Source organism: Cellulomonas sp. Root485, from assembly GCF_001426705.1.
Lineage (GTDB): Bacteria > Actinomycetota > Actinomycetes > Actinomycetales > Cellulomonadaceae > Cellulomonas.
On record NZ_LMFC01000002.1, the window covers coordinates 1 to 13,043 of the forward strand.

The 13,043-nt window shown below is 69.1% G+C and carries 11 protein-coding genes and 1 pseudogene; 7 read left to right on the forward strand and 5 right to left on the reverse strand.

Annotation, left to right across the window (positions count from 1 at the left end; all coding sequences use genetic code 11):
- From ASD16_RS08765 to ASD16_RS22445, 3 genes and pseudogenes are all read right to left on the reverse strand, one after another.
- A partial coding sequence (locus ASD16_RS08765) for an endo-1,4-beta-xylanase (RefSeq protein ID WP_055915940.1) occupies nt 1–1,212 on the reverse strand: 1,212 nt, incomplete at its 3' end.
- Nucleotides 1,213–1,597: 385 nt separating this feature from the next.
- Nucleotides 1,598–1,978: RICIN domain-containing protein (locus ASD16_RS21935; protein WP_235523219.1), on the reverse strand; the 381-nt coding region annotated here is incomplete at its 5' end.
- A gap of 1 nt (nt 1,979) precedes the next feature.
- Nucleotides 1,980–3,656: pseudogene (locus tag ASD16_RS22445) on the reverse strand (RICIN domain-containing protein); the annotation flags it as partial.
- Nucleotides 3,657–3,784: 128 nt separating this feature from the next.
- On the opposite strand from ASD16_RS22445, the gene ASD16_RS08785 reads away from it, so the two are divergent.
- Nucleotides 3,785–4,804 carry a hypothetical protein gene (locus ASD16_RS08785; RefSeq protein WP_055915946.1) on the forward strand — a complete coding sequence of 340 codons (1,020 nt, stop codon included), beginning with the start codon at nt 3,785–3,787 and terminating at the stop codon, nt 4,802–4,804.
- Nucleotides 4,805–4,847: 43 nt separating this feature from the next.
- On the opposite strand, the gene ASD16_RS08790 is transcribed toward ASD16_RS08785, so the two are convergent.
- Complete coding sequence (locus tag ASD16_RS08790) at nt 4,848–6,428, reverse strand: DUF294 nucleotidyltransferase-like domain-containing protein (RefSeq protein ID WP_055915948.1); 1,581 nt, start codon at nt 6,426–6,428, stop codon at nt 4,848–4,850.
- 558 nt (nt 6,429–6,986) lie between these two features.
- Between ASD16_RS08790 and ASD16_RS21705 the strand changes: the two genes are divergently transcribed.
- Entirely contained in the window at nt 6,987–7,199 is a 213-nt protein-coding gene (locus tag ASD16_RS21705) for a hypothetical protein (RefSeq protein WP_235523221.1), read from the forward strand.
- Nucleotides 7,200–7,228: 29 nt separating this feature from the next.
- On the opposite strand, the gene ASD16_RS08800 is transcribed toward ASD16_RS21705, so the two are convergent.
- Nucleotides 7,229–7,759, reverse strand: coding sequence for a hypothetical protein (locus tag ASD16_RS08800; protein WP_157453864.1), 531 nt, complete (start codon nt 7,757–7,759; stop codon nt 7,229–7,231).
- 328 nt (nt 7,760–8,087) lie between these two features.
- Here ASD16_RS08800 and ASD16_RS08805 point away from each other — a divergent pair, with 328 nt between their 5' ends.
- The 5 genes from ASD16_RS08805 (at nt 8,088) to ASD16_RS08825 (ending at nt 12,971) form a co-directional block, all read left to right on the forward strand.
- Nucleotides 8,088–9,809, forward strand: coding sequence for a cellulose binding domain-containing protein (locus tag ASD16_RS08805; RefSeq protein ID WP_055915956.1), 1,722 nt, complete (start codon nt 8,088–8,090; stop codon nt 9,807–9,809).
- A gap of 305 nt (nt 9,810–10,114) precedes the next feature.
- Complete coding sequence (locus ASD16_RS08810; protein ID WP_082570727.1) at nt 10,115–10,705, forward strand: SigE family RNA polymerase sigma factor; 591 nt, start codon at nt 10,115–10,117, stop codon at nt 10,703–10,705.
- Nucleotides 10,702–11,328: a hypothetical protein gene (locus ASD16_RS08815; protein ID WP_055915958.1), complete on the forward strand. Its 627-nt coding sequence runs from the start codon at nt 10,702–10,704 to the stop codon at nt 11,326–11,328. Before ASD16_RS08810 ends, ASD16_RS08815 begins: the two co-directional genes overlap by 4 nt.
- A 351-nt stretch (nt 11,329–11,679) precedes the next feature.
- Entirely contained in the window at nt 11,680–11,883 is a 204-nt protein-coding gene (locus ASD16_RS08820) for a hypothetical protein (protein WP_055918167.1), read from the forward strand.
- Nucleotides 11,884–12,101: 218 nt separating this feature from the next.
- Nucleotides 12,102–12,971: an HAD hydrolase family protein gene (locus ASD16_RS08825; protein WP_055915960.1), complete on the forward strand. Its 870-nt coding sequence runs from the start codon at nt 12,102–12,104 to the stop codon at nt 12,969–12,971.
- Nucleotides 12,972–13,043: the final 72 nt, after the last annotated feature.

The following is a 13,043-nucleotide window of genomic DNA, read 5'->3' on the forward strand; positions in this document are numbered from 1 at the left end:
GCCGGAGTCGACGAACTGCCACTGCTGCTGGTTGCCGTTGTTGCGCGACCACTGCTTGATCGGGGCACCGTCGGCGGTGGACAGGTTGTACACGTCGAGGGCCTTGCCGCTGTTGCGGTTCACCAGCACGTACCAGGCGCTGGTGTCGATCGAGCCGTTCTGGACGGGCGGGGTGGTCGGGTCGGTCGGGTTGGTCGGGGTGGCCGAGTTGAGAGCGTTGAGCGTCGAGGTGTAGGCGGCCTTCTTGTTGCCGGAGCCGTCGAAGAGCAGCGGGGCGGCGGCGGTGCCGCGCCACGAGTCGGTGTCCCGCACGCCCCACGTGGTGATGCCCTTGCAGCGCGAGACCTTCATGCAGGCGTTGGTGACGCCGGCGTACATGTTGGCCTGGTTACCGCCCGTCTGGATGTCCAGCTCGGTGATCTGGACCTCGACGCCCAGGTCGGAGAAGCGCTGCAGGTTGGCCTGGTAGTCACTCTGCAGGCTCGTGCCGAGGTGGGACTGGAAGCCGACGCAGTCGATCGGGACGCCGCGCGCCTTGAAGTCCTTGACCATGTTGTAGACACCGGTGGACTTCGCGTTGATGCCGTCGGTGTTGTAGTCGTTGTAGCAGAGCTTGGCGCCGGGGTCGGCGGCGCGGGCGGCGCGGAACGCGGCCTCGATCCAGTCGTTGCCGGTGCGCTGCAGGGAGGAGTCGCGACGGCTGCCGCGCCCGTCGTCGGCGAAGGCCTCGTTCACGACGTCCCAGGCGTAGACCTTGCCCTTGTAGTACGTGGCGACCTTGGTGACGTGGTTGATCGCGGCGTTGCGCAGGGCGCTGCCGGACAGGTTCTTCGCCCAGCCGGGCATCTGGTTGTGCCACAGCAGCGCGTGCCCGCGGACCTGCTTGCCGTTGTTGCGGGCCCAGTTCACGATCTGGTCACCGCGGCCGTAGCTGAACGAGTTCTGGTTGGGCTCGGTCGCGTCCCACTTCATCTCGTTCACGGCCGTGATCATGTTGAACTCACGGTTCGTGAGCGTCGTGAAGCTCGACTCGCCCAGCCGGTCGGCCCCGATCGCCGCGCCGTAGTACCGGCCGCTCTGCGCGGCAGCAGCGCCGAGCGTGCCGGCGGCCGCCTGCGCGGGCATCGCAGCGGCGAGGCCGGCCAGCGCCGTGGTGGCGGCCAGGGTCGCGGCGACGAGCGCGCGTCGTGCGCGTCGTGGGGTGGAGATCATGGGGCACCTCTCTTCGAGCGCCTGGCATCGACGGCAGGCACGAGGGACCGGGCGGCGTGGTGGAGCAGTCTCGTCGCCGGTGTGAGCGCTCACATTGCTGCCGCCGGGATCGCGATTCCAGACTGCGAAACGATTTTCACCGGTGTAGACGACCACCTCGCCGCAGCAGCTTCGACGTCCGGCACGTCGCGACCGCCCGACCCGCGGTTGCCCGTGCGGCGCGACCGGGGTGACGGCCGAGGGGGGCGCCGTGACGGCGCCCCCCTCACCTGCTGTGCGAGTGGGTCAGCCGACCTTGACGAGCTGCCACTGCTGGTTGGTGCCGTTCCAGNACGGCCGAGGGGGGCGCCGTGACGGCGCCCCCCTCACCTGCTGTGCGAGTGGGTCAGCCGACCTTGACGAGCTGCCACTGCTGGTTGGTGCCGTTCCAGTCGGAGTACTGGACGACGTTGCCGCCGTCGACCGTGGAGGCACCCTGCACCTCGACGGCCTTGCCGCTGTTGCGGGCGATCAGCTGGATGTACCCGTCGATCGTCTGGATGCTGAACTGCTGGTTGGCCCCGTCGTTGTCGGTCCACTGCTCGATGACGGCACCATCGGCCGTGGACTTGGCGGTCACGTCCAGGACCTTGCCCGACAACCGCGACCTCACCTGGTAGTAGCCGTTGCCGGAGTCGACGAACTGCCACTGCTGCTGGTTGCCGTTGTTGCGCGACCACTGCTTGATCGGGGCACCGTCGGCGGTGGACAGGTTGTACACGTCGAGNGCCGGAGTCGACGAACTGCCACTGCTGCTGGTTGCCGTTGTTGCGCGACCACTGCTTGATCGGGGCACCGTCGGCGGTGGACAGGTTGTACACGTCGAGCGCCTTGCCGCTGTTGCGGTTCACCAGCACGTACCAGGCGTTCGTGTCGATCGAGCCGCTCGGCGGGTCGGTCGGGTTCGAACCGGAACCCGGGGTGATCGTGATGCGGTAGGCGTCGTTGGTCGCCATGGAGATCGGCACGTTGATCGACCCGTTCGACGGCGTGTACGTCGAGTTCGCGATGGTGCTGGGCCCGGGCGAGGCCACCGTCCGGCCGAGCGACCTCGTCTGCTCCACCTTCACGTTCACGGTGGAGCCGAGGCTCAGGGAGTTCAGGCCGTTGACCTGCACCGCGCACGACCCGCTGCAGCCGCCGACGACGACGCTGAGCTGGTTCTTGGCGGACGGGACCGCGGCGAAGCCGTCGATGCCGGTCTGCGCGGGCGGGGTCGTCGCGACCATGTTGCCGCTCATGGCGCCGTACCAGGTGTAGAGCCAGTACGCGGCGTTCGGGCTGCCGCCCCGCGAGGTGAGCAGGTCACCGAGGGTGCCGGACTGGTTCCAGAAGGCCAGCTCGGCGTCGCGGATGCCCAACCGTTCGAACTTCGAGATGTACCCGACGAGCGGACCGGGGAGGCCGACCTCGCTCGGTGCGGCGTACTCCTCGATGGAGATGGGCCTCCTGCTGATGCCGAGCTCGTCAAGGATGCCGTTCACGGTCGCCACGTCCCCGGCGATCTTCGACGACCTGATCAGCTCGTGCCACGCAATGATGTCGGGCACGGTGTTGGTGGCCTTGGCGTTCTGCAGGAACTTCCGCATGTCGCTGATGTTGTCCGAGAAGCTCGGCCCCTGGATCGGCTTGTTGGGGTCGATAGAGCGGACCTGCCGGAACGTTCTCGTCCAGAACTCCTCGTAGGTGCCGTTGGACGACTTCCACGTGTTGTCGGACTCGTTCCACAGCTCGTAGGCGGAGATGCTGTTGTAGTAGGGCGACGACTTCATCGCCGAGACCTGCGAGTTGATGAACGGCGTCCAGGTGCTCCAGCTGAACTGGTAGGGCCATCCCGCGTAGTAGTCGGAGAACCGGTTGACCAGCTTCGCGCCCGAGCTGACCGCGGTCGGCGCGACGACGGAGATGTCACCGTACGGCTGCTGCTTCCCGCCCTGGGGCATCTGGACGAAGGTGTGCGGCTTGATCGCCTGCGCCAGGCTGAGTGTGGGCTGACTGGCGGTCGCGAGGCCGTAGAGGCTGCCGGTCGCCACGTGGGTCACCGGACGGATCACCTGACCGGCGTTCACGACGAGCGTCGCGGAGGCGGACGCCGCGGACGCCGGGGAGAACCCGGCGCCGGTCAGGATCAGGCCGGCCGTGACGGCGGCGACCGTGGTGACCGTGGCGGCGCGTCGGCCTCGTCGAAGTCCTCGGGTCGAGGTGGGTGGTCTCATGCTGATGGTCCCCTTCTCTCTGCGGCACGTCGGCGTGCCCCTGGCTGATCCGGAGCGCGCCGCCAGACGGCCGACGCCAGACCGAAAAGTCTTTCGGTGTCTAGAGGGCATGCCGCGGCCGGGGCCGCTGAACTCCCCATCGACTACCGAAAGCGTTTTCGGCAATATAGATGGCTGGCGCTCGGGCATGTCAACGGCCGTGTGGCTCGTGAAACGGTTCGGGTCCCGGGCCGGTCCGCCGAACGATCCGTGTGGTCGTGGACAGGACGTCACCGTGAGCGTCGACGTCCTCGTGAGGCCGCAGCTAGCGTGGAGCGATGGCAACGGACCAGCGCCTGCTCCCCTGGCTGCTCGACTCCGATCCCGCCCTGCGCTGGCAGGTGGAACGGGATCTGGCCGGCGCCCCACCCGAGACCTGGGAGGCGACCCGGGCCCGGGTCGCTACGGAGGGCTTCGGCGCCGAGCTGCTCTCGAAGCAGGACGCGGACGGTCAGTGGGCCGGCGGTGCGTACTTCCCCGCCGGATTCTTCGGGAGTGCCGAAGCCGATCGTCCGGGCCAGCCGTGGACCGCGACGACCTGGTCGCTGAAGGACCTCCGGGAGTGGGGCCTCGACGCCTCCGTGCTGACCGGGACGGCCGACAAGCTCGCGGCGAACAGTCGCTGGGAGTACGACGACCTGCCCTACTGGGGTGGCGAGGTCGACGTCTGCATCAACTCCTACACGCTGGCGACCGGCGCGTGGCTCGGCGCCGACGTCTCAGCCCTCGCCGCCTGGTTCCCCGCCCATCGCCTCACCGACGGAGGCTGGAACTGCGAGGCCGAGGAAGGCCGCTCGACACGCTCCTCGTTCCACTCGACCCTCAACGCACTTCGCGGCATGCTCGCCTACGAGCGGATCACGGGCGATACCAGCGTGCGCTCGGCCCGGCACGCCGGCGAGGAGTACCTGCTCAGCCGGCGCCTGCTGTACCGGGCGTCCACGGGCTCGCCCGTCGGTGACTTCGTCGCGCACTTCGTGTTCCCGAACCGGCACCGGTACAGCGCGCTCGTGGCGCTCGATCACTTCCGCGACGCCGCGCTGCTCGACGGGACGACTCCCGATCCGCGCCTCGCCGATGCCGTCGACGTCGTGCGCGCCGCGCGCCAGCCGGACGGCACCTGGCTACAGGGCACTCCCCTGCCCGGCCGTACCTGGTTCGACGTCGATGTCCCCGAGGGTGAGTCGTCGCGGTGGCTCACTCTGATCGGAGCGCGCGTGCTCGACTGGTGGGACCAGGACCTGGTTCGGCGGTCCCACGCCGATTCGTCACGTGTCGAGCGCCCGTCCTCACCCTAGGTTGCCGACCTCAGCCCAGCGCCTCCACGGCATCGGTGCTCGCTCACGCGGAGAACGGGTTGTCCAGGGACGGGTTGAAGATTCGCTTCCCGTCGGTGAGGCGCTTGACGATCTGCGTGCCCGGCTCGACCGCGTGCTTCTCGCCGTTGATCGTGATGAGCGAGTACCACGGCACGTCCTCGCCCGTGTCGATCTCTTCGGTCAGCGTCGCGGCGCGGCCGTCGGCAAGCGTCATCTGCGTGGTCCGGGTCATGCCGTCCTTGCCGACCACGACGACGGGCGGCATCTCCTGGGCGCCCACCCGGAGCGCGGGCAACGTCATCGATCGGGCGAGGGTGAACCGCTGCGACCGGGCCTGCAGGTCCGTGTTGATGTCGACGCACCGGAGGAACGTCGCCTCTTCGGCCTCGGTGAGGACGTAGCCGCGGTACTTCGCGTCGACGTCCTTGCGGAGTCGGAACACCTCGTTCTCGGCGCCGTAGTGGCTGTGCAGCTTGATGCGCAGGCGGGATGCGAAGTTGACGACCTCGATCATCTTGTCGGCCAGCTCCTGCGACAGGATCCTCTGCTCGACGAGGTCCTTGACGCGGTCCCACACGTTGAGCTGGTCGATCTGACGATCGAAGTAGAAGCCGAGGTTTCTCGTGACGAACGTCGGCAGCCTCAGCAGGCCCTTCTTGACGTCCTTGTCAGGCCCGCGGAGGTACTCGCTGGTGGGGGCGAACTTGCCACCCTCGGTGTCGATCAGTGCCGTGGCAGCCTCCTGGCGCCGGGGTGCGTTGCGCATCTCCTTGCGCCGGCTGGCGTAGTAGGCCTGCTCCAGCTGCTGGCCGCCCGCACCCTCCGCGTGCAGGGTCCGCGCATCGAGGAGGATGTCGCGTTTCGAGACCACGTGCTCCTTCGCGACCGACGACGGATCGCCCTTCCCGATCTCGTCGAGCCCCGGCTCGCCCATCAGCTCGAGCTGGATCGCGATCAGCTTGTCCACGGCCGCGACCTTGTCGGTGAGGGTGGCGACGAGAACGGTGTAGTCGACGTCGGACCGCGGGAACATCTCTTCACGCCCGACCGAACCGACGGCGAGGAGCGCGTAGTCGGTGAGTCCGAGGCTTGAGGCGGCACCCTTGTAGAGGGTCAGCAACCAGCTGCTGAGCTCCGTCGTCAGGTAGCTCATGACGGCTCGGGGCTCGCTCTCGTCCCCGGACGCCGCTGCCGCAGAACGGACCGTGGCGAGATGTTCCCGGCCGCGCCCGGCCGCGCGGTAGAAGCCTCCGATGTCGCCCTCGAGGGCGCGGACGTCGGCCTCGGCGTAGATCTTGCGCAGCTGCTTGATCCATCCGGGCAGCTTCCCGAACTGGGGGATGCTGTCCGGCCGGGAGACCTCGAGGAGGAACGGCCAGGCGACCGCGTCGATGGTCGGATCGGGGTACGTGGCCGGGTCGCGCTTCGTCAGGCCGTCGCTGATCCTCTGCACGATGTCGGTGCTCTTCTCGTCGCCCACCTGGTGCAGCAGGCTGAGCTTGGTGGCCCGGTCGAGCTTCTCCATCCACAGCCGCGGTGCGTCCGGCATACCGGCGACGAGCTTGTTCACGGCGGGCAGCCACTCGTCCAGGTGAGCGTCCATGAAGCCCTCGCCGAAGGCGCCTTTGGCCACGTCGACCGCGAGGAACAGCCGCCTGAGAGGACCCGGACCGACGGCTCGCGCCAGCACACCGGAACGGCGGACCTCCGAGACGCGCAGGCGGGCCGAACGCTGTACGCCTACGAGCGCGTCCGGCGACCGTTCGCCTGCGTTCCGCTCTGCCGCGGCGTCCGGGTCACCGAACGTCAGCCCTCGCACCGGCACCGCTCGAACAGAGGCCGCCGCGGGTGCGGCAGGCGGGACAGCCGCGCCCTCCGGTGGCCCGTGGACCGCCTCCACCTGCGCCGTCTGCAGCCGCTCCATGCGCACCCTCTTCTCACCGCGCGGATGCCGCGCCCGAGACGTTCGCTACCCGACGAGTCTCGTGCGAGACGGACCGGATCCGCATCGGCAACCACTACGCAACTGGCAGAGCACGAGGCCGCCCCGGCCCCGGGCCTGACCATCGTCTGCACCGGAGAGGTCGCCCTCGACCGACCGTCCCAGCTGCACCCGCGATTCCTGGCCGAGGCGCGTGGGCGCACCACCTACCTGCACGCGATGCACAGCGGTGTGGACTGGTGTGCCCTGGCTGTCTGGTCGAGCGAAGGCGACAGCTGGGGAAGGCCGTACCCGTTGTCGTTCCACCCGCTGGAGCTCGCCGAGGACGCCCTGCGGCACCTCTTCGGGTTCGTGTACGAAGGCGCCCCGGAGCCCGACGACCCCGACCCCGAGCAGGTCACGCTGGCCGCCTACCGAGTGAGCCGACCCTGAACGACAGTCGGGTCGAGCAACCACGTGGACTAACCGTCAGCTCCAGCCGCTGTGCCCAGGAGGTCGTTCGTATCCATGTCGACGATGACGATCGCGCCCTTCGGCCAGTCATCTTGAACCGTGGCTTGGTAGGCGTCGTCCTGACCGCAGGCCAGCCGGTCCCAGGTGGAGATCACGGCGCCGGTGTCGGTTGCGACGAGCGCGACACGTGGGTGCTCCATGATCCGCTCGTCAGGCCACAGTGCCGGGTCCTCGATCACGTTCCCGTTCTCGTCGGCGGGCGTTCCGTTCCACCATCCTTCGACGTCGCCGGGCATCGGTCCGACCGGCGGGAACTCCGCGCAGGGCGTCGCTGCGGTCTTGTCGACTGCGTTGTCGGGGGCTGCCACAGCCGTTGACGGGTTCGCCGCGGGTGCCTGCTCGCCGGGAGGCACACACGCTGCCAAGAGCGCCACGGTTGCGCTTGCGACGAGCACCAGCAGTGAAGCGCGATGAGCGTGCCCGCGCAGCAGCGCGACGCCCTCACCGCTTCGGCGTCGCGGAAGGCGGGCGTGACCCATGGGGCTCCCTGCAGTCTTGTACGCCCCCGAGGGGCGCTGGGCGACGATGTCCGAGCGTCCACAACATAGTGGCCGGGTGGGTCCGGCGTCCGCGAAGCGGCTCTGTCCATACCCCGCACCTAATCGTTTGTGCAGATCACACGTCCCACGAGCCCCGTGCCAAACTGGGCAGATCCCGCCGTGTTAGCGCTCACATTGACGGCCCTCATCGCCGAGGGACGTCACCGACCCCCGAACACCTCAGTACCCGGTGCGCCCGGGTCCCTGTCCGCCGGCAGCCAGCGGGGACACGAGGCACACATCAACCGACTATGACGATCGGACAATCATGCAGAGATCTCCACGATGGCGCCGGATCTGGCCGGCTGTGCTGGCCGCGGCCGCGCTGATCACCGCCGGAACAGTCGCCGAGGCACCCCTGGCGTCCGCTGCGGCCGCGTGCCGCGTGGACTACGTCGTCGCCTCGCAGTGGTCCAACGGCTTCAGCGCCAACGTCACGGTGACCAACCTGGGTGATGCCGTCAGCAGCTGGCGGCTCACCTGGACCTTCGCGGCGGGTCAGACCGTGACCCAGGCCTGGAGCACGACCCTCACCCAGAGCGGCTCGGCGGTGAGCGCGAGCAACGCGTCGTACAACGGCTCGCTCGGCACCGGGGCGTCGACGCAGTTCGGCTTCAACGGCAGCGCGACCGGCTCCAACCCCGTGCCGACGTCCTTCGCCCTCAACGGGACCACCTGCAACGGCCCGGTCAGCACCCCGACACCCACCCCGACCCCCACCCCGACCGCGACGCCGAGTCCGACCCCCACCGCCACGACCGGGCCCGCGGACATCACCGTGAACACGGGCCGCAAGTTCCAGACGATCGACGGCTTCGGTGCCGCGGTCTCCATCTGGGGCGGCGCCTGGTCGACCACCGACACGCAGACCCTGGTCGGGATGGGCGACAACCAGCTCGGCCTCTCGATCGTGCGCACCGGCATCTCGCCGGTGTCGAGCGAGTGGGGCACCCAGGTCAGTGCGCTCAAGACGGCGAAGTCCTACGGCTCCGAGGTGAAGATCCTCGCCTCACCGTGGACCGCGCCGGCGGCCTGGAAGTCGAACAACAGCCGGATCAACGGCGGCACGCTGCTGACCTCGCACTACGGGGACTACGCGAACCACCTGAACAGCTACGTGCAGTACATGCGGAACCAGGGCGTCACGATCGACGTGACGTCGATCCAGAACGAGCCCGACTGGCACCCGGCCTACGACGCGATGGCGTGGACGGGCGACACGATGCGCAACTTCGTGCGCGACCACGGCTCGAAGATCACGAACACGAAGCTGATGGTCGCCGAGTCGCTGGGCACGAACCGGGCCTACTCCGACCCCACGCTCAACGACGCGACCGCCCGCAACAACATCGGGTACGTCGGCGGCCACATCTACGGCCAGGAGAACGGGCCGAACCTCTCGGCGTACCCGCTCGCCGCGCAGTACGGGAAGAACCAGTGGATGACCGAGTGGAACTTCCACGAGGCCGACGGCAGCGGCTCGAACATCTGGGGCGACCCGTCCAACCTCGCCGCGTGGAACGAGACCCTCGACAAGATCATGCCGTCGGTGAACCGGACGATGGAGTCCAACTGGAGCGCCTACATCTGGTGGTACGGAAAGCGCTACTACTCCTTCATCGGCGATGGGGAGTCGGCGTTCGGGACGACGGGCGGCGCCGTCCTCAAGCGCGGATGGGCGTTCTCGCAGTACTCCAAGTACGTCCGTCCGGGCTACCAGCGCATCGGCGTGACGGAGAGCTCGAAGGCGTCGCCGCTGGACGTCACGGCCTACCAGGGCGACGGCAAGATCACCCTCGTCATCCTCAACCGCACGAACAACGCGGTGAACGGCGCCGTCATCCAGGCGCCCGAGGGCGTCACGTCCGCGCTGCAGACCATGACGTCGCGGTACTCCAGCCGCGCCGGCCAGACGACGAGCGTCAACGGGAGCCAGGTGACGGTCTCCGTGCCGGCCCGGAGCATCTCCACCGTCGTGATCACTCTCTGATGCACCGCCGGGCATCTGACGTGTCACGACACGTCAGGTGCCCGGCGGCGTCGTTTCCCGCTCGGCGTCTCGAACTGCGGGGGACTGCTGCAGGGCTGGTTTGACACTCCATCTCCGCGGCCGGGCGTCGGACCGTGACCGGGGCCGCTCTCGACGGATCTCCAGTCAGGGTGTGCAGTCCGCCCAGTGCGCCGGACGTGGGATCGTCACGCGGCACGCGTCCCCGCGCCCCCCGTGCCGTGGGGCGTGCAACCGTTCACCGTGCCGGACGCGTCTGAGGGGTATGAAAGAACGGAGAGCACCCCATGAGATCTGACGAGGACTTCCGGGCGTGGGCCGCGCAGCGACGCCAGTCCCTGGTCCGCACCGCAACGCTGCTGACCGCCGGCGACCCGCACACGGCGGAGGACGTGGTCCAGACCGCGATGACCAAGCTGTACCTCGCCTGGCCGCGCCTGCGCGACGTACGGGACCGCGACGCGTACGCCCGCCGCGTCCTGGTCAACGCGTTCACCGACGAGATGCGCACGAGTCGACGCAAGCGCGAGGACCTCCGATCGGAGCTGCCCGACCGGGCCGTCGGGACCGGGGCCGTCGACGACGACTCCCGGCTGCTGTTCGCGGCGCTCGGCGAGCTGCCGGACCGGATGCGGGCGACGGTGGTGCTGCGCTACTTCCACGACCTGAGCGTCGCCGACACCGCGAAGGCGCTGCGGTGCACCCAGGGGACGGTCAAGAGCCAGACGGCGCGAGCGCTCGAGAAGCTCAAGCTCCGGCTCGGACCGGCCCTTCGCGACGACCGGGGTCCGCGCCCGGACCACCCCAGCCGCCCGCAGGGCGACATCGCCCCGATCCCCTCGACCCACACCACCCTCTTCGCTGGGAGACTGTCATGAGCGACCTGACCACCCTGATGTCCCGCGCGACCGCCACCGTCGACGCGACGCCCGCCGCGGTGCTCGACGACGACGTGAGCCGCGGGCAGCGCGCCCGCCGTCGCCGCACGCGCCTGGTCGGCACCGGCGTGGCGGCCGCCCTCGCGGCCGTGGTCGCGGTCGGCGCGCCGCTGACCTCGACCACCCCGTCGGCCGCCGCGGCCGAGCTCGTCGCCTACACGGCCGAGCAGCCTGCGGGGTTCACGATCGCGGAGGTCCCCGAGGGCTGGCACGTGCTGTCCTCCGACCGGACCAGCCTGGTGCTCGCCGACAGCGAGGACGACGGCTCGGACCCGAACAGCTTCGAGGGTCGGATCGTCGCAAGCCTCGTCGGTTCGGAGTCGCTGCCGGGCGGCGACCTCGAGGCGCAGACCTTCGCTGTCGGCGGTCAGGAGGTGCTCGTGTACGAGATGCTCGACGCGGACGGCGAGCCCGGCGGGACCCTCGGGGTGTTCGTGCCCGAGGGCGACGGGGACTACCTCTCGGTCCAGCTCCCGCCCGAGCTCCACTGGACGGGCGAGGTCGCCGCACGGTTCGTCGACGGGCTCGATGTCACCGACCAGGCGGGCCACACGGTCGGCTGACCACTGAGCGGTGGTGCGGCGCAGGGGCACGAGCCCGCGCCGCACCACCGGGTCATTCGGGCAGGACGTCGCCGGGTCGGGTCCGGTGGCCATGGTGACCGGCTCGCTAGGTGCGCTGTGCTGATTGGCGAGCAACGACCCGTGGCCACGTGGCCGCCCTCGTGAGACTGGCCCGGCGGAACACGCTCCGGGCGTCTGCCGTGGAGCAACCCGCCTGAGTCCCTCGAGCCCTCGGAGCCCTTCTCCAACTCGCGGTCGTCGTGACCGTGCGCCATGATCCGGGTGCTTCCGATTCACCGGAAGCATCAGACCCTCCGGCAGGCTCGCCGGACCCCTTCCCTTGGAGTGCCCATGCTCGCGCTCGTCGCTGCCGCGATCTTCGCCCTCGCCCTGCTCCTCGACCTCCTCGAGGCGAACCTCGGGGACGCCTTTACCCCACAGCTGCTGATGTTTGCCGGTCTGTTCTTCCTCGCGCTGCACCTGGGAGGAGTCGGCGGCTCGTCGCCGGTGAACGGCGGCTGGCGGGGGCGTGGGGGGAGCTCCCGCCGGCGGTAGGGGCTCGTACCACCCGCTCCCGTCATTCCGCCGGAATGCACCAAGAGGTCACGACGCGCTCCGCGCGTTCGTGGCCTCTTGGCATCTCGACAGCTGTCGAGATGTACGACAGATTGGCCGCGGCTGAGCGTCGTACCTTGACCGGTCGGCTGGTCCCAGCCCGGCCGGTCAAAGTCCGGCGTCGGCGGAGTTCTTGCGACCATGGGGCCGTGCCAGCCATGAGCCCCGTGCGGAGCAAGCTCGTCTTCCTCGACATCGACGGCACCTACGCGGTGCACGGAGTGGTGCCACCGGGTCACGAAGACGCCGTGCGCCGGGTGAGGGCGGCCGGCCACCGCGTCTTCCTGTGCACCGGCCGCTCCAAGGCGCTGCTGCCGACCGGCATCCTCGACGTCGGCTTCGACGGCCTGGTCGCCTCGGCCGGGTGCTATGTCGAGGTCGGGGGGAACCTGCTGATGGATCGCCGCTTCCCTGGTGACCTCGCCCGGCGGGTGGTGTCGCTCCTGGTCGAGCACGACGCGGCGTTCGTCCTCGAAGCGCCGGAGGCGCTGTACGGACCGCCCGGCGTAGACGACCGGTTGAGGGCGCTGCTCGGACCAGGGGGCGGCCAGGAGCAGCATGGCGCCGACGACTTCCTCCGCGCGCTCCGGATGCTCGAGGACCTCTCGGAAGTCTCGTTCGCCAAGGTCACCTACCTGGCGGCAGCAGCACCGTGGACCGAGCTGCTGAGCTCTCTGGGGCCGAGGGTGGGTTTCGTGCCCAGCTCGATCGTCGAGGCCCACGACTTTGCCGGTGAGCTGTACCTGGTCGACGTCCACAAGGCCCTCGGGATCGAGCTGGTCCAACGACACCTCGCGGCTGAGCGAAGCGATGTCATCGCGTTCGGAGACGGCATCAACGACCTGGAGATGCTGGAGTACGCCGGCGTTGGCGTCGCGATCGAAGGGTCGGACGACAGGGTCATGGCGGTCGCGGACGCGTTCGCACGGGGCCCTCACGTCGAGGGACTCGTCGCGTCGTTCGACGACTTGGGCCTGTACCGAACAGGCCACACCCGGCTCGATCCGGATCCGGGACATATCGGGTAGTTGAACAGCCCAAGAACCTTGCATCTCGACAAACATGTCGAGATGTACGACAGATCGAACGCAGCTGAGCGT

What these genes read in the sequence shown, in the direction of transcription:
- ASD16_RS08790 (WP_055915948.1), bottom strand. Translation starts at nt 6,428, where the DNA reads ATGGACGCTCACCTGGACGAGTGGCTGCCCGCCGTGAACAAGCTCGTC.
- ASD16_RS08805 (WP_055915956.1), top strand. Translation starts at nt 8,088, where the DNA reads ATGCAGAGATCTCCACGATGGCGCCGGATCTGGCCGGCTGTGCTGGCC.
- ASD16_RS21705 (WP_235523221.1), top strand. Translation starts at nt 6,987, where the DNA reads ATGCACAGCGGTGTGGACTGGTGTGCCCTGGCTGTCTGGTCGAGCGAA.
- ASD16_RS08800 (WP_157453864.1), bottom strand. Translation starts at nt 7,759, where the DNA reads ATGGGTCACGCCCGCCTTCCGCGACGCCGAAGCGGTGAGGGCGTCGCG.
- ASD16_RS08785 (WP_055915946.1), top strand. Translation starts at nt 3,785, where the DNA reads ATGGCAACGGACCAGCGCCTGCTCCCCTGGCTGCTCGACTCCGATCCC.
- ASD16_RS08815 (WP_055915958.1), top strand. Translation starts at nt 10,702, where the DNA reads ATGAGCGACCTGACCACCCTGATGTCCCGCGCGACCGCCACCGTCGAC.
- ASD16_RS08810 (WP_082570727.1), top strand. Translation starts at nt 10,115, where the DNA reads ATGAGATCTGACGAGGACTTCCGGGCGTGGGCCGCGCAGCGACGCCAG.
- ASD16_RS08825 (WP_055915960.1), top strand. Translation starts at nt 12,102, where the DNA reads ATGAGCCCCGTGCGGAGCAAGCTCGTCTTCCTCGACATCGACGGCACC.
- ASD16_RS08820 (WP_055918167.1), top strand. Translation starts at nt 11,680, where the DNA reads ATGCTCGCGCTCGTCGCTGCCGCGATCTTCGCCCTCGCCCTGCTCCTC.